Consider the following 13,913-nt stretch of genomic DNA (forward strand, 5'->3'; position numbering starts at 1 on the left):
ACAGGCGACTTGTCGCAGAATTGTGCCAGGGATCGGGAAAAAGTGCGGCGCCGCCGAAGCGGCGCCTCTCAGGTTTCTGGTGCGGTCGAGAAGACTCGAACTTCCACGGCCTTTCGGCCACAACGACCTCAACGTTGCGCGTCTACCAGTTCCGCCACGACCGCACGTGAAACTCGCCGGGAGGTCCCCGGCGTCTGGTAAGGCGCGGCCCCTAGCAAAGCGTTCGGGGGCATGCAAGCCACCCGCGCACGCTTTCGCGTAATCCGTTTCCGCTTTGCCGAAACCACAGTAAAGGCGGCGGCCCGCGATGTTGCTCTCCCCCGCCCTCACCGCCGAGATGCGCCGCATCCTCGCCCTTGCCTGGCCGGTGGTGCTGACCAGCCTCAACTGGACGATCCTGCACGTCACCGATGTGGCGGTGGTCGGGCTGGTGAGCACGAGCGAGGCGGCGGCTCTGGGCGCGAGCCGATCGCTCACTTTCCCCGGCATCGTCGTGGGGCTGGGCTGGCTGACCGGAATCCTCGTCTATGTATCGCGCGCCGACGGCGCCGGCGACCTGCGCGAGACCGGGCGCGTGTTCCACCAGGGCATGCTGCTCGCGCTGATGCTGGGGGTGATCAGTGGGCTGGCGCTGTTCCTGTGGCCCGAGCCGATGCTGCTCGGGCTCGGCGTCGCGCCCGGCACCGCGCCTGCCGCAGCGGACGTGGCGCAGGTGATGGCGATCGCCTACCCCTTCCAGTTGGTCATCGTCGCAGCGAGCTTCTTCCTCGAGGGCGTGAGCCGGCCGCGGCGCGTAACCGTGGTCAATTTGTCGATCCTGCCGCTCAACGCCGTGCTGGCGTGGGTGCTCGCCACGGGCCAGCTGGGACTGCCGGTGATGGGCGCGGTCGGCGCGGCGCTGGCGACGGCGATCGCATCGGGCCTCGGCGCAGTCGGGATGGTCGCCGCCGCCTGGACGCTGCCGCGCGCCGGTCAGCGCGGCGTGCACGATCTGAGCGAACTCGGAAGCCGCGACTCCTGGGCTGGCGCGCTGCGGCTCGCGCGCTTCGGGCTGGTGCCGGCGATCGCGTCGGGGCTCGAGCTGATCGGCTTCGCGATCCTGATCGCGCTATCGACCCAACTCGGGACGACCACAGCGCACGCTTTCCAGATCGTCTTCTCGATCCACAACGTGACCTTCGCGGTGGCGCTGGGGCTGGGCTCGGCGGCCGGGGTACGCGTCGGCAATGCCGTTGGCGAGAGCGTGCCCCACGACGCCGCGCGACGCACGGCGATCGCGGCGCTGCTGGCGGCGCTGGCGACGGGGACGCTGTCGCTGCTGCTGATCGTGCTGGCTTTACCCGTGGTCGCAGTCTTCCCGGCAACCGGCGATGTCCACGCGCTCGCCGCGGCGATGCTGATCCTGTGGGCACCGTTTATCCTGTTCGACGGTGTGCAAGTCGTGTTCGTCTATGCGCTGCGCTCGCTCGGCGACCAGGTGATGGCGGGAGTCAACGGCATCATCGCCTTCTTCGTCATCACCGGCGGTCTGGGCGTGCTGCTGGTGCATGACGGCTTTGGCCCGAACGGTCTCGTCCTGGCCTCCGGGCTGGGAATGGTCGCGGCCGCGCTGCTGCACGGCCTACGGCTCGGCTGGGTCAGCCGCCGATTTCGTTCGCGAAGCTGAGCTTGACCGTCTTGGCGTTGCGCGGAACGTCGAGCTTGGCACCGGTGAAGTCGAGCGCCGCCTTGGGGCCGAGCGTGCGGTTCTCGGGGGTGATCCGCCAGCTATAAACGATGTCGTCGGCGCCATCGAGCAGCTCGACGCGGATATCGGGGATACGCTGACCGGTACCGGTGGGGTTGTTCACCTTGCCCGAGACGACGAACGCATCGCTGCCATTGGGCATCGGGCGAAGCTCGACGCTCTTGTCGGTGAAGAGCAAGGGCGTCTCGACCTCGCTACCGATGCCGAGGCCCAATTGCGCCGCGATGCCCGGCGCGCCCGAATAGAGGATGGCGCCGGTGCCGAGCAGCATCGAGAAGCCGGCGATCACTGCGGCGGCGGTCCATCGTTTGGCCGGATTGCGGCGCGGCTTGAAGCGCGGCTGCGGCGCGAAGGGATCATATTCGGGAGCCGCTTCGGCGATCGGATCCTCATAGACGCGCTGTGACGGCGGCGCCGTGCGCGTCGCGGGTGCGGGCCGCGCCGCGATAGGCGCCGGCGCTTCCGCCTCGGCCATTTGCGTTTGTGCGGGGGCCACCTTCACGCTGAACGCCTGGGGTGCGGATCTGGGTTGCTCGACGGGCGCAGCCGACGCGGGCGTGGAATGGCTTTCCGCCGGCACCGGGCGCGTCGTCCGATCGAGGATGGCAGGCGCCTGAAACCAGCTATGCTTGCAGCTCGCACACCGCACCGTTCGGCCCTCGGCTCCGATCGCGCTGTCGGGGACGAGATACCGCGTCCGACACTGGCTGCATTCGAGGATCATCTAAGCGTCTCACCCGGCCGGCTGCCCACTGGCCGGCTATGGTGATTCTAGCTGTAACGAATCAGCCCCACAAGAGTCTCGGTTGCGCGCGCCGTGCCACCATCGCTTGAGCCCGCGAGCGGCCTGTGCGATGCCGTCCGCCACTGGGAAGCAAGGAGCGGCCGGCGCCGGCGAATGGCCAATATCGTCCAATTCGAGAATGTCGGCTTGCGCTATGGCACGGGATCCGAGACGCTCTCGGACGTCAGCTTCACGCTCAAGAGCGGATCCTTCTATTTCCTGACCGGCCCGTCCGGCGCGGGCAAGACCTCGCTGCTCAAATTGCTCTATCTCGCCCAGCGTCCGACGCGCGGGGTGATCCGGCTGTTCGGCGAGGACGCCGGAGCGTTGCCGCGCCAGAGGCTGCCGGGCTTCCGCCGGCGTATCGGCGTGGTGTTTCAGGACTTCCGGTTGGTCCCGCATTTGTCCGCCTATGACAATATCGCACTGCCGCTCCGCGTGGCGGGGGTGCAGGAGAACGATGTCGAGGCGCCGGTGCGCGAGATGCTCGCTTGGGTCGGTCTCACCGATCGTGGGCGGGCCAAGCCGCCGACGCTTTCGGGGGGCGAGCAGCAACGCATCGCCATTGCCCGTGCGGTGATCGCGCGCCCCGAGCTGCTCGTCGCCGACGAGCCGACCGGCAACGTCGATCCCGAGATGGCCGAGCGATTGCTCTATCTGTTCGAATCGCTGAACCGGCTGGGCACCACCGTCGTCGTCGCGACGCACGATTTCCATCTGCTCCATCGCATCCCCAATGCGCAGATGATGCGGATCGAGCATGGCCGGCTCAACGATCCGACGGGATCGCTGCGCAATCCGCCGGGGCAGCCATGATCCTGAGCCTCAATCCCAATGCCCCCGACCGGCGGCTGCTCGACGAGGGGCGGCGCACGCGGGCGATGACATGGATCATGGCGATCATGCTGTTCCTGACCGTGCTCGCCGGCGCACTGGGCCTCGGCATGTTCGCGGCGACGGGACAGCTGGACCGCGAACTTGCGGGCCGCCTCACCGTGCAGATCGTCGAGCCGGTGGCGAGCCTGCGCGATGCCCAGGCCGCGGCGATGGTCAAGGAGCTCGGCCGGCTGCCGACGGTATCGCGCGTCCGCGAAGTCGATCGCACGCATCTCGCCGAATTGCTGCGGCCCTGGCTCGGCGACGCCGGGCTCGATCCCGATCTGCCGATGCCGGCGATGATCGACGTCGAGGTGCGCGGCAGCGATGTCGCCGCGGTCGAACAGGCGGCACGGCGGATCGTGCCGGGCGTGCGGGTCGATCGGCACGCGCAGTGGCTCTCGCCGGTGCGCAGCTTCATGTCGACGATGAGCTGGCTCGCGGTGAGCCTGATGCTGCTGATCGCGGGCGCGACCGCCGCGGTGGTGCTGCTCGCGGCGCGCGCGGGGCTGGACACGCACCGCGACACGATCGAGGTGCTCCACATGCTGGGTTCCACCGACGTCCAGATCGCCCGCCTGTTCCAGCGGCGCATCGCCTTCGACACGCTGCTCGGCGGGCTGGGCGGCACCGTGGCGGCTTTGGTGCTGGTCTGGTTCCTGCAAGGGCGGATGAGCGCGCTCGGATCGGAGATGCTCGGCGGGGTGGCGCTCCAGCAGCGCGACTGGTTCCTGCTGTTGCTCCTGCCGCTCAGCTTCGCGCTCGTCGCCACCGTGGCCGCGCGGGTCACCGTGCTGCGCAACCTGGGAACGCGGCTGTGATCTGGCGGACCTGCCTGTTGCTGCTGCTCGCCTGGGCGCTGGGCTTCGCGCTCTTCCTGGTGTCGCTCGGCAAGCCGCTCGACAATCGCAAGACCGACGCGATCGTGGTGCTCACCGGCGGCTCGGGGCGGATCGATCGCGGGCTGGCAGTGCTTCGCGCGGGCGATGCCAAGAGGATGCTGGTGAGCGGCGTCGATCCCGACGTTCGTCCCGTCGAGCTCGCGGTGCAGTTCAAGATCGACCGACGGCTGATGGCATGCTGCATCGACCTCGGCTGGCAGGCGGTCGACACGCGCTCGAACGCCGACGAGACCGCGAAATGGGTGCAGCGCCATGGATACAAATCGGTGCGGCTGGTGACCACCGACTGGCACATGCCGCGCGCGCGGATGGAGCTGGGCAGCACGCTGGGCAGCGGCGTCGAAGTGATCGGCGACGGCGTGCGCAGCGGACCGAACAGCCCGGGCTGGGGCGTGCTGTTCCGCGAATATCACAAGTTCCTCGTGCGCCGGATCGCATTGTGGGTCGGCGCGGGCTGATGGATCGCGTGCGCAGCGTCCTGTTCAAGACCGCCTTTTACGGACTGTCGGTGCCGATCGTGCTGCTCGCGCCGGTGATGGCACTGTTCGGCCAGCGCGCGTTTCGCCGCTGGGTGCTGTTCTGGACGCAATATCACGCGTGGTGCGCGCGCGACCTGATGGGAATCCGTACCCGCGTGGAGGGCGCTCCGCTCGCCACCGCCGCGCTCTATGCGGCGAAGCACCAGTCGTTCTTCGAGACGTTCGAGCTGGTCCGGATGCTCGACGCGCCGGCAGTGGTGATGCGCCAGGAATATGCGCGCATCCCGGTGTGGGGCTGGGCGGCGCGGCGCTACGGCGTGATCGTCATCGATCGCAGCGGCTCGGCGACCGCACTCCGCCAGATGATGCGCGAGGCCAGGGCCGCGGGCGCCGCGGGGCGATCGGTGATCCTCTTCCCCGAAGGCACGCGCTCGGCGATGGGCGAGAAGCCCCCGGTGCAGGCAGGGCTGGCGGGGCTGTATCGCGCGATCGGTCTACCGGTGGTGCCGGTCGCGCTCGATACCGCGCGGGTCTGGCCCAAGCGCGGGCCGATGCGTGCCGGCACGGTGACCTTCCGTTTCGGCGAACCGATCCCCGCGGGGCTGAAGCGCGAGGAGATCGAGACGCGGGTCCGCCGCGAGATCAATGCGCTGAACTAATCGTGCGAGCGGCCGAAATCGGGGCGGGCGTCGTCCTGGCCTTGATCGATGATCGAGCGGCGGACGGCGCGGGTGCGGCTGAACAGCTCGAACAATTCGTCGCCCTTGCCCCAGCGGATCGCGCGCTGGAGCGCGGTCAGGTCCTCCGAGAAACGCTGGAGCATGTCGAGCACCGCCTCGCGATTGGCGAGGAACACGTCGCGCCACATCGTCGGGTCCGAGGCGGCGATGCGAGTGAAGTCGCGAAAGCCGCCGGCGGAATATTTGATGACCTCGGACGCCGTCACTTCCTCGAGGTCCGAGGCGGTGCCGACGATCGTATAGGCGATCAGATGCGGCAAATGGCTGGTGACCGCCAGCACGCGATCATGGTGCGCGGGCTCCATCGTCTCGACTTCGGCGCCCAGCCGGCGCCAGAATTCGAGCACGCGTTCGGTGGCGAGCGACGGCGTGCCTTCGGGCGGCGTGACGATGCACCAGCGATGGTGGAACAGCGAGGCGAAGCCGGCTTCGGGGCCGCTATTCTCGGTGCCCGCCACGGGGTGGGCGGGCACGAAGGTTGCCTCCGGCAGCGCGGCACGCACCGCCTCGATCACGCTTTCCTTGCACGATCCGACATCGCTCAAAATCGCATCGGCGGGCAGATCGGCGGCGATCTCCGCCGCGACTGCCCCCATCGCGCCGACAGGAACGCAGAGCACCACCAGATCGGCATCGATCACCGAAGTGCCGGCGGTGTCGGCCACATCGTCGCACAGGTCGATACGCAACGCGGTCTCGCGCACCGCCGGATCCATGTCATAGCCGGTGACGCGGACGCTGGGCATGTGCTGCCGCACCGCGCGCGCGATCGACGAGCCGATCAGGCCGAGACCGATGACGGTGACGCGGGCGAAGGGCAGCATCAGGCGCCCGCCAGCGCCCGGAGCGCCGCGATCACGCCGCGCGTTTCGTCCTCGGTGCCGATGGTGATGCGCAGGCCGTGCGGCAGCCCCTGCCCGGGCAGCCAGCGGACGATGTAACCCGCGTCCATCAGGCCTTTGTACGCGGCCTCGGCAGTGAGCCGGCCTTCGAACAGCACCAGCACGAAATTGGCCTGGCTCGGCACTGCGCGCAGCCCGGCATTGCCCAGCTTGGCGATCTCCTGCGCGAACCAGCGGCGCCATTCGGCATTGTGCTTGGCCGTGTGCTCGACGAAGCCGGTATCGCCCAATGCGGCGATCGCCGCGGCGGTGCCGGCGATGGTGATGCTGAACGGCAGGCGGATGCGGTGCATCGCCTCGATGATCGGCGCGGCGGCATAGCCCCAGCCGATCCGCTCGGCGGCGAGCCCGTACATCTTCGAGAAAGTGCGCGTGACCAGCACGTTGGGCGCCGACCGGGCCAGCTCCATGCCGCCATCCTCGACATCGCCTTCGATATATTCGGCATACGCGTGATCGAGCACGAGCAGCACGTGCGAAGGCAGGCCGGCGTGGAGCCGCGCGATCTCGGCGCGGCTGGCATAGGTGCCGGTCGGGTTGTTGGGATTGGCGATGAAGACGATGCGCGTCCGCTCGGTCACGCAGGCGAGGATCGCGTCGACATCGGTGGCATAGTCCTTGTCGGGCGCCACGATCGGCTTGGCGCCGACGCGCCGCGCCGCGATCTCGTACACTGCGAAGCCGTAATGGACGAAGATCACTTCGTCGCCCTGCCCCGCGAACGCGCCGGCGGCGAGATGGAGCACTTCGTCCGAGCCGTTGCCGTAGATGATCCGCGCCGGATCGAGATCGTATTTTGCGGCGAGCACATCGCGCAATTCGGTGGCGCTGGCATCGGGATAGCGCTCGAGGCGGCCCGCAGCCGAGGCGAACGCCTCGCGCGCGGCGGGCGAAGTGCCGAGCGGGTTCTCGTTGGACGAGAGCTTGATCGCCTTCTTGCCCGAATCGGTGGTGGCGCGACCCGGTATGTAGGGCGCGATCTCCATGATCCATGGCTTGGGAACGGGTGCAGTCATGGCCGCGCGGCTTGGCGGAATGGTCCGCGGATGGCAAGCTTGGTCTGGGCGAGCACAGGAGGGGGGCGATGCGGGGAAGCAGCACGGTGTGGCGGGCGCTGGCGGCGGCGCGCGCACGCAACCTCGCCGAGGCGGGCGAAGCGGCGCCGATTCCGGGCGCGCCGGGGGCGACTCGCCGCGCATTGCTCAAGGGAATCGCCGCCGCAGGCATGGCCTCGGCGCTACCGCGCCCCGCTTATGCTTTTGCCGGCGGGCGCGTGGCGATCATCGGCGGCGGGATCGCGGGGCTGAGCGCGCTCCACCACCTGCGCGAGGCCGGTATCGATGCGCATGTCTATGAGGGGCGCCCGCGCACCGGGGGCCGCATGTTCACGCATCGGCCGGCGGGCGGCACCGCGTTCGAAGTGGGCGGGCAATTGGTCAACACCGACCATGACGACATGCGGGCGCTGTGCCGTCATTTCAAAGTGCCGCTGGTCGATCGGAAGGCCGAGCCGCATGATACGCTGATCCTCGGCGACGGCCGGCTGCTGGGCGAAGCCGAGCTCGCCGAAGGGCTGCGCGGAATCGCGGCGCAGATCGACAGGGATTCGGCGCGGCTCGACAAGGACTTCGACCGTGTCGCGGCCGAGCTCGACCGGATGTCGATCGAGGGATATCTCGACAAGCATCGCGCGCTGATGGGCTCGGACTGGGTGCGGCGGCTGATGGAGGCGACGAGCCGCACCGAATATGGCGTCGAGCCTGCGCACGCATCGGCAGTCGAGCTCGTGTTCAACCTGCCGACGGTCGACGGCCAGCGTGTGGAGGTGCTGGGCGAATCCGACGAACGTTATGTCATCCAGGGCGGCAGCAGCGCGCTGATCGAGGCGATGACGGCGCATTATGCCGATCGCATCACCACCGGCAAACGGCTGCTCCGCATCGAGAGCGCGCGCGGCGGCGTGCGTCTCGCCTTCCTCGACGGGACCAGTGCCGAGGCGGAGACGGTGATCGTCGCCGTGCCCGCGCCGCTGCTGCGCCAGATCGACTGGCGCGTGCCGCTGCCCGCGATCTGGCGTGCGTTCATCGCCGAGATGGAGCTTGGCCATAACGAGAAAATCCAGGCGGGCGCTCGCGGCACGCCGTGGCGCGCGCCGATGGGCGTGGGGGGCGAGCTGTGGCAAACGCAGGCCGATGCCGGTTGGGCGCTCGGCTGGGACGGCAGCGTCCACCGCGCCGACGGCGTCGCGCCGGTCTGGACCTGGTTCCTCGGCGGCGACGAAGTGCGGCGCGCCGAAGCCGAGGCGCCCTCCGCACTGGCGATGCGCTTCGCTGAGGGTGCCGCGCCGGCGATACCGGGACTGGCGGAGGCTTTCACCGGCCCCTTCGCGCGCACCAACTGGCACGCACAGGCGCTGACGCTCGGCGCCTATGTCAATTTCCGCCCCGGCCAGATCACTCGGTTCGCGCGGTTGCTCTGCGTCGAATCGGACGATCCAGCCGAGCGCCATATACCGTCGGAAGGACGGATCTTCTTCGCCGGCGAGCATCTGTCCGAGGCCTATCCGGGCTATATGAACGGCGGCGCGCAGACCGGGCGCGTGGCGGCGGAGGCGATCGGCGGCCGACGGAAGGTGAAGCATGCGGCCTGATCTTGTCGACCGGGCCCTTGGCATGCGGCTGTTGCTGGCGGCCGCGCTCGTGCTGCCCGGGCCGTCCGCGGCGTGGACGCAAACCATCGACGAGAAGAACAGCAGCTGGAATTGCCTGCTCTTCTTCCGCCTCGGAGATGGCGAGACCGCGGTGACGGGGCGCTATGCGCAAGGCCTGAACTTCGACGGAAGCCAGTCCTCGGGCGTCTACGCCCTGTGGGGCACGACACGCGCCGAATGGGCGATCAGCGGACCGCCGGACGGGATGCGCAAACGGCTCATATATTTCGCGCTCGACGCGCCAATGCTGCGCGACCCAAAGGGTGTCTATGGATATTTGCTCGGCGACGGCCATCTCGTCTCGACGATCACCCTTCTCAACCCCGAGGATTTCCGGCGCAGCTACTCCAGCTCGCCTTCGGCGAGCTTCAGCGGGAGCGGAGTCGAGCAAGCCCTAGATCGCTATGACCAATGGACGTTGGTGCTGCGTTCCGGCGACGGAATCGAACTGTTCCGGCGTCCCGTTTCCCTCCCCGACCGGCAAGCGCGCGCGGAGGCGCTCAAGATCCATCGCGCAGCCATCGAGGCGGCATGGCAGACGCGCGACCTGAGCTTACTGGAAACCACGCCTGCCGACGCACTGCCGCGTGATCGGGCGAATTGCCTGCTGTCGACACCTGAATCCCGCGAGATCATCGAGAATTCCACCGTCGATCCGGTAGCGTCCGAGCGGAGAACGAAGCCAAGTCCGTGACGCGTTATTGCCACTCCGCAGCACACGCCCTAACCGGTCCCGATGTCTGACGATCCGCGTTTCGGCTTGAGCCGCCTGGTGACGCTGCCGGGGCCGCTGCGGCTCGACGGCGGCGTGCTGCTGTCACCGGTCGATATCGCCTATGAAACCTATGGCAGTCTTGCGCCCGACGCCGGCAATGCGATCCTCGTCTGCCATGCGCTGACCGGCGATCATCATCTCGCCTCGGATCATCCGGTAACCGGCAAGCCGGGCTGGTGGGCGCGGATGGTGGGATCGGGCAAGCCGATCGACACGGATCGCTATTTCGTGATCTGCGCGAACGTGCTCGGCTCCTGCCTCGGCTCGTCGGGGCCGGCGAGCATCAATCCCGCCACTGGCAAGCCCTGGGCGATGGGCTTTCCGGTCATCACCATCCGCGACATGGTCCGCGCGCAGGCGATGCTGCTCGACCATCTCGGCGTGGAGCGGCTGTTCGCGGTGATCGGCGGATCGATGGGCGGCATGCAGGCGCTGAGCTGGGCGGCGACCTTCCCCGAACGCGTCGCCTCGGCAGTGGTGATCGCCAGCGCGGCGCGGCATTCGGCGCAGAATATCGCCTTCCACGAAGTCGGGCGGCAGGCGATCATGGCCGATCATCGCTGGCGCGGCGGCGATTATTACGAGGACAATGATCCGCCGACCTCGGGGCTCGCGGTGGCGCGGATGGCGGCGCACATCACCTATCTCTCCGAGGCGGGGCTCACCGCCAAGTTCGGGCGGCGGCTGCAGGCGCGCGAGGCCAAGACCTTCGGCTTCGACGCCGATTTCCAGGTCGAGAGCTATCTGCGGCACCAGGGGCTGAGCTTCGTCGACCGGTTCGACGCCAATTCCTATCTCTACATTACGCGGGCGCTCGACTATTTCGATCTTGCCGAAGAACATGGGGGCACGCTGGCCAACGCCTTCACCGGCGACACGCGTTTCTGCCTGGTGAGCTTCGACACCGACTGGCTCTATCCGACCGGCGAATCGCGGACGATCGTCCACGCGCTTAACGCCGCGGGCGCGCCGGTGAGCTTCGTCGAGCTTTCCTCGCCGTTCGGCCACGACGCGTTCCTGCTCGAAAGCCCCGAGCTCGACCGGGTCATGTCGGGCTTTCTGGGCGCGGGGGAAAAGCGATGAACTACCGGATTTCGTTCGATCCCGAGGACCAGCAGCTCGACGTCATCCATGGTTACCTGACGCGTTCCTATTGGGCGGAGGGGATCCCGCGCGAGACGGTCGCGCGCGCAGTCGCGCACTCGCTGTGCGTCGGCGCCTATGACGACGAGATGCAGGTCGGATTTGCGCGCGTCGTCACCGATCGCGCGACCTTCGCTTATCTCGCCGACGTGTTCGTTCTGGAAGGGCATCGGGGCCGCGGGCTCGCCCAGCAGATGCTCGAAGCGCTGGAGGATCATCCCGAGCTGCAGGGCCTGCGCCGCTGGGCGCTGTTCACGCGCGACATGCAGCCGCTCTACGCCAAGCTCGGCTGGGAAGCCTATCCGCACCCCGATCGGCTGATGGTGCGCGACGTTCCGGATATCTACACGCGATGAATCTGCGTCCCGATCTCGCGATCATCGCCGCCAACGTCCAGCCGGTGACGCGCGTGCTCGACGTCGGCTGCGGCGACGGCGCGCTGATGGCGGCTTTGCGCGACCAGCGCGGCTGCGACGCGCGCGGGCTCGAGCTCGACCCCGCCGACGTCGCCGCCGCGATGGCGAAGGGGCTGTCGGTGGTGCAGGGCGATGCCGACAGCGATCTCGCCGATTATCCCGATGCAAGCTTCGACTATGCCATCCTCAGCCAGACGCTGCAGACGACGCGGCGGCCCGATTGGGTGCTCGACCAGTTGCTGCGGATCGGCCGGCGCGCCTTCGTCTCCTTCCCCAATTTCGCGCATTGGCGGGTTCGCACCTCCTTGCTGTTCGGCGGGCGGATGCCGGTGACGCGGCTGCTGCCGATCGCCTGGTATGCGACGCCGAACATCCACCACGTGACGGTCGACGATTTCCGCGCGCTGGTGAAGGCGCGGGGCATCATCGTCGAGGAAAGCTGGTTCCTCTCCGGCGATCAGCGCACCGGATCGGGCTTCGCCAATTTCTTCGCCGAACATGCAGTGTTCCTGCTCCGGAAAGACCGGTGACCCGGCGCGCGGTCCTGTCCGTGCACCCCGCCTATCGCGACGATATCGGCGATCTCGTCACGCGGCGGCCGGTGCCGGGCCCCGGTATCGAGAATGTCGGCGCGTTCCTGTTCCTCAACCATCACGGGCCGCAGACCTATCCGCCGAACAATCGCGGGCTGCCCTTCGGCCCGCATCCGCATCGCGGCTTCGAGACGGCGACCTTCATCCTCGAAGGCGAGCTGGCGCACACCGATTCGGCGGGACATGAGAGTGTCATCGGCGCGGGCGGCGTGCAGTGGATGACCGCTGGGCGCGGGATCGTCCATGCGGAGGTCTCACCCGCCGACTTCAAGCGCCGCGGCGGGCGGCTCGAGATCCTCCAGCTCTGGGTGAACCTGCCCGCCCGGCTCAAGATGACCGCGCCGCGCTACGTCGGCCTGCAGGCCGAGGGCATTCCCGCGATCGCGGCCGAGGGCGCGACGCTGCACCTGATCTCGGGCGACTGGCAGGGCGTGCGCGGACCGATCGAGTCGCTCACCGGCGTGTCCCTGAGCTGGGCCGAGATGCAGCCGGGCGCCAGCGTGACTTTCGACGGGCTGACCGGCCGCGACGTGTTCCTCTATGCGGTGCGCGGCGGCATCGAAGTCGCGGGAAGGCAGGTTCCGCAATTCCATCTCGCGCAACTGGGCGAAGGCGAAAGCGTGACGATCGCTGCCGCCGGGCCGGCGCTGTTCCTGTTCGGCCATGCCGATCCGATCCCCGAAGCCGTAGTCGCGCACGGGCCTTTCGTGATGAACAGCATGGAGGAAATCCGACAGGCCTTTGCCGATTATCAGGCGGGCAAGTTCGGCGTTGCGGAGATCGTCGAAGGCTAGATGCCGCGACCCCAATTGACCGTCGCGCGGGTTCCGCCGTCCATCGGCTCGGTGATGACCATCAGGCTGCGCTTAGATTCCTCGCCCGCCGAATACATCGTCGCGGTCGACAATCGCTGGCCGAGCCCCGAGGCATTGGCCTGCGCGCGCGACCAGCTGAGCACCTCGGCCGGATCGGCCTTGACCAGATAGACGATCGTCCCGCTGACGTGCCGCGGCGTCCCGTCCGCGCTCGACACGCAGGTGGTGATCCGGGCGCCTTCATAGACCGGCACGAAATCGGGCCTGTTCGAGCAATCGGCAGCTGCCGTGATCGCCGCCGACGTACCATCGGCGGCCGCCGCAGCGACATTCTGCCCGGTGGGATCGCTCGTCGTCTCGGAGGACACGCCGCCGCCACAGGCCGCCAGCAGCAGCGGGGAGCCCAGTAGCAGGCTGCGCATCCGGGATCCCCTGTAGCTGATCAGAACGGCACGTCGTCGTCGAGATCGTCGGGGAAGCCGCCGCCGAAATTGCCGCCGCTCTTCTGGCCGCCGCCGTTGAAGTTGCCGCCCCCGGCGCTGCCGCCGCGGCTCGATGACTGGCCCGAGAACTCGTCGCCGCCGGCGCCCCAGTCCTCGCCACCGCCGCCGCTGCTGCGGCCCGCACCGCCGCCCTGTCCGGGCGCGCCGTCGAGCATGGTCAGCACCGAATTGAAGCCCTGGAGCACGATCTCGGTCGAATAGCGGTCGGCACCCGACTGGTCCTGCCACTTACGCGTGGTGAGCGCGCCTTCGATATAGACCTTGCTGCCCTTGCGCAGATATTTCTCGGCGACGTTGGCGAGGCCTTCGTTGAAGACCTTGACCGTGTGCCACTCGGTCTTTTCCTTGCGCTCGCCGGTGCCGCGATCCTTCCAGCTCTCCGACGTGGCGATGCGCAGTTCGACCACCTTGCCGCCATTCTGGAACGAGCGCGATTCCGGGTCGCGCCCGAGATTGCCGACCAGGATGACCTTATTGACGCTGCCGGCCATGGAAACTCCGCTTCTTATTCTCTATTCGTGTGGCCAA

At 68.2% G+C, this 13,913-nt stretch carries 16 protein-coding genes and 1 tRNA gene; 11 read left to right on the forward strand and 6 right to left on the reverse strand.

What is annotated here, in order from left to right; genetic code table 11:
- Positions 1 to 77: 77 nt before the first annotated feature.
- Positions 78 to 164: transfer RNA gene (locus ASE13_RS10790), tRNA-Leu, on the reverse strand.
- 143 nt (positions 165 to 307) lie between these two features.
- On the opposite strand from ASE13_RS10790, the gene ASE13_RS10795 reads away from it, so the two are divergent.
- Positions 308 to 1,666 (forward strand): MATE family efflux transporter, encoded by a 1,359-nt coding sequence (locus ASE13_RS10795; RefSeq protein WP_056615285.1) that lies wholly within the window; start codon positions 308 to 310, stop codon positions 1,664 to 1,666.
- Here ASE13_RS10795 and ASE13_RS10800 read toward each other — a convergent pair.
- Positions 1,638 to 2,471 (reverse strand): zinc-ribbon domain-containing protein, encoded by an 834-nt coding sequence (locus ASE13_RS10800; RefSeq protein WP_082596692.1) that lies wholly within the window; start codon positions 2,469 to 2,471, stop codon positions 1,638 to 1,640. The two genes, ASE13_RS10795 and ASE13_RS10800, sit on opposite strands and share 29 nt — an antisense overlap.
- 174 nt (positions 2,472 to 2,645) lie before the next feature.
- Between ASE13_RS10800 and ftsE the strand changes: the two genes are divergently transcribed.
- From ftsE to ASE13_RS10820, 4 genes are read left to right on the forward strand one after another with little or no spacing between them, the layout of a single operon-like run.
- Positions 2,646 to 3,347 carry a cell division ATP-binding protein FtsE gene (gene ftsE, locus ASE13_RS10805; RefSeq protein WP_056615291.1) on the forward strand — a complete coding sequence of 234 codons (702 nt, stop codon included), beginning with the start codon at positions 2,646 to 2,648 and terminating at the stop codon, positions 3,345 to 3,347.
- Complete coding sequence (locus ASE13_RS10810; protein WP_056615292.1) at positions 3,344 to 4,228, forward strand: cell division protein FtsX; 885 nt, start codon at positions 3,344 to 3,346, stop codon at positions 4,226 to 4,228. The genes ftsE and ASE13_RS10810 overlap by 4 nt, the downstream gene beginning before the upstream one ends.
- Positions 4,225 to 4,767, forward strand: coding sequence for a YdcF family protein (locus ASE13_RS10815; RefSeq protein ID WP_056615296.1), 543 nt, complete (start codon positions 4,225 to 4,227; stop codon positions 4,765 to 4,767). The genes ASE13_RS10810 and ASE13_RS10815 overlap by 4 nt, the downstream gene beginning before the upstream one ends.
- Positions 4,767 to 5,447, forward strand: coding sequence for a lysophospholipid acyltransferase family protein (locus ASE13_RS10820; protein WP_056615299.1), 681 nt, complete (start codon positions 4,767 to 4,769; stop codon positions 5,445 to 5,447). Before ASE13_RS10815 ends, ASE13_RS10820 begins: the two co-directional genes overlap by 1 nt.
- Here ASE13_RS10820 and ASE13_RS10825 read toward each other — a convergent pair.
- Together ASE13_RS10825 and hisC are read right to left on the reverse strand one after the other, a co-directional pair.
- Positions 5,444 to 6,352 carry a prephenate/arogenate dehydrogenase family protein gene (locus tag ASE13_RS10825; RefSeq protein WP_056615302.1) on the reverse strand — a complete coding sequence of 303 codons (909 nt, stop codon included), beginning with the start codon at positions 6,350 to 6,352 and terminating at the stop codon, positions 5,444 to 5,446. The two genes, ASE13_RS10820 and ASE13_RS10825, sit on opposite strands and share 4 nt — an antisense overlap.
- Entirely contained in the window at positions 6,352 to 7,446 is a 1,095-nt protein-coding gene (gene hisC, locus ASE13_RS10830) for a histidinol-phosphate transaminase (RefSeq protein ID WP_056615304.1), read from the reverse strand. Before hisC ends, ASE13_RS10825 begins: the two co-directional genes overlap by 1 nt.
- 68 nt (positions 7,447 to 7,514) lie before the next feature.
- Here hisC and ASE13_RS10835 point away from each other — a divergent pair, with 68 nt between their 5' ends.
- The 6 genes from ASE13_RS10835 to ASE13_RS10860 are packed head-to-tail and all read left to right on the forward strand — an operon-like array spanning position 7,515 to position 12,861.
- On the forward strand, positions 7,515 to 9,080 hold the full coding sequence (locus ASE13_RS10835) for a flavin monoamine oxidase family protein (protein WP_056615307.1): 1,566 nt from the start codon (positions 7,515 to 7,517) through the stop codon (positions 9,078 to 9,080).
- Positions 9,070 to 9,834 carry a hypothetical protein gene (locus tag ASE13_RS10840; RefSeq protein WP_156404858.1) on the forward strand — a complete coding sequence of 255 codons (765 nt, stop codon included), beginning with the start codon at positions 9,070 to 9,072 and terminating at the stop codon, positions 9,832 to 9,834. The genes ASE13_RS10835 and ASE13_RS10840 overlap by 11 nt, the downstream gene beginning before the upstream one ends.
- Before the next feature lie 42 nt (positions 9,835 to 9,876).
- Positions 9,877 to 10,998: a homoserine O-acetyltransferase MetX gene (gene metX / locus ASE13_RS10845; RefSeq protein WP_056615313.1), complete on the forward strand. Its 1,122-nt coding sequence runs from the start codon at positions 9,877 to 9,879 to the stop codon at positions 10,996 to 10,998.
- On the forward strand, positions 10,995 to 11,414 hold the full coding sequence (locus ASE13_RS10850; protein WP_056615318.1) for a GNAT family N-acetyltransferase: 420 nt from the start codon (positions 10,995 to 10,997) through the stop codon (positions 11,412 to 11,414). Before metX ends, ASE13_RS10850 begins: the two co-directional genes overlap by 4 nt.
- The gene (gene metW / locus ASE13_RS10855; RefSeq protein WP_056615321.1) at positions 11,411 to 12,004 is read left to right on the forward strand and encodes a methionine biosynthesis protein MetW; all 594 of its coding nucleotides are present in this window, start codon (positions 11,411 to 11,413) and stop codon (positions 12,002 to 12,004) included. Before ASE13_RS10850 ends, metW begins: the two co-directional genes overlap by 4 nt.
- A complete protein-coding gene (locus ASE13_RS10860) occupies positions 12,001 to 12,861 on the forward strand; it encodes a pirin family protein (RefSeq protein WP_056615325.1) in 861 nt (286 codons plus the stop codon). The genes metW and ASE13_RS10860 overlap by 4 nt, the downstream gene beginning before the upstream one ends.
- On the opposite strand, the gene ASE13_RS10865 is transcribed toward ASE13_RS10860, so the two are convergent.
- Together ASE13_RS10865 and ssb are read right to left on the reverse strand one after the other, a co-directional pair.
- Positions 12,858 to 13,304 (reverse strand): hypothetical protein, encoded by a 447-nt coding sequence (locus ASE13_RS10865; RefSeq protein ID WP_056615328.1) that lies wholly within the window; start codon positions 13,302 to 13,304, stop codon positions 12,858 to 12,860. The genes ASE13_RS10860 and ASE13_RS10865 overlap by 4 nt on opposite strands.
- Positions 13,305 to 13,324: 20 nt before the next feature.
- The gene (gene ssb / locus ASE13_RS10870; protein ID WP_056615331.1) at positions 13,325 to 13,876 is read right to left on the reverse strand and encodes a single-stranded DNA-binding protein; all 552 of its coding nucleotides are present in this window, start codon (positions 13,874 to 13,876) and stop codon (positions 13,325 to 13,327) included.
- Positions 13,877 to 13,913: the final 37 nt, after the last annotated feature.

This window comes from Sphingomonas sp. Root241, from assembly GCF_001428865.1.
GTDB lineage: Bacteria > Pseudomonadota > Alphaproteobacteria > Sphingomonadales > Sphingomonadaceae > Sphingomonas.

Bases quoted from the DNA above. Each gene is read 5' to 3' on its own strand.
- hisC (WP_056615304.1), bottom strand. From the start codon at position 7,446: ATGACTGCACCCGTTCCCAAGCCATGGATCATGGAGATCGCGCCCTAC.
- ASE13_RS10810 (WP_056615292.1), top strand. From the start codon at position 3,344: ATGATCCTGAGCCTCAATCCCAATGCCCCCGACCGGCGGCTGCTCGAC.
- ASE13_RS10865 (WP_056615328.1), bottom strand. From the start codon at position 13,304: ATGCGCAGCCTGCTACTGGGCTCCCCGCTGCTGCTGGCGGCCTGTGGC.
- ASE13_RS10835 (WP_056615307.1), top strand. From the start codon at position 7,515: ATGCGGGGAAGCAGCACGGTGTGGCGGGCGCTGGCGGCGGCGCGCGCA.
- ftsE (WP_056615291.1), top strand. From the start codon at position 2,646: ATGGCCAATATCGTCCAATTCGAGAATGTCGGCTTGCGCTATGGCACG.
- ASE13_RS10840 (WP_156404858.1), top strand. From the start codon at position 9,070: ATGCGGCCTGATCTTGTCGACCGGGCCCTTGGCATGCGGCTGTTGCTG.
- metX (WP_056615313.1), top strand. From the start codon at position 9,877: ATGTCTGACGATCCGCGTTTCGGCTTGAGCCGCCTGGTGACGCTGCCG.
- ssb (WP_056615331.1), bottom strand. From the start codon at position 13,876: ATGGCCGGCAGCGTCAATAAGGTCATCCTGGTCGGCAATCTCGGGCGC.
- ASE13_RS10820 (WP_056615299.1), top strand. From the start codon at position 4,767: ATGGATCGCGTGCGCAGCGTCCTGTTCAAGACCGCCTTTTACGGACTG.
- ASE13_RS10800 (WP_082596692.1), bottom strand. From the start codon at position 2,471: ATGATCCTCGAATGCAGCCAGTGTCGGACGCGGTATCTCGTCCCCGAC.
- ASE13_RS10795 (WP_056615285.1), top strand. From the start codon at position 308: ATGTTGCTCTCCCCCGCCCTCACCGCCGAGATGCGCCGCATCCTCGCC.
- ASE13_RS10850 (WP_056615318.1), top strand. From the start codon at position 10,995: ATGAACTACCGGATTTCGTTCGATCCCGAGGACCAGCAGCTCGACGTC.
- ASE13_RS10825 (WP_056615302.1), bottom strand. From the start codon at position 6,352: ATGCTGCCCTTCGCCCGCGTCACCGTCATCGGTCTCGGCCTGATCGGC.
- metW (WP_056615321.1), top strand. From the start codon at position 11,411: ATGAATCTGCGTCCCGATCTCGCGATCATCGCCGCCAACGTCCAGCCG.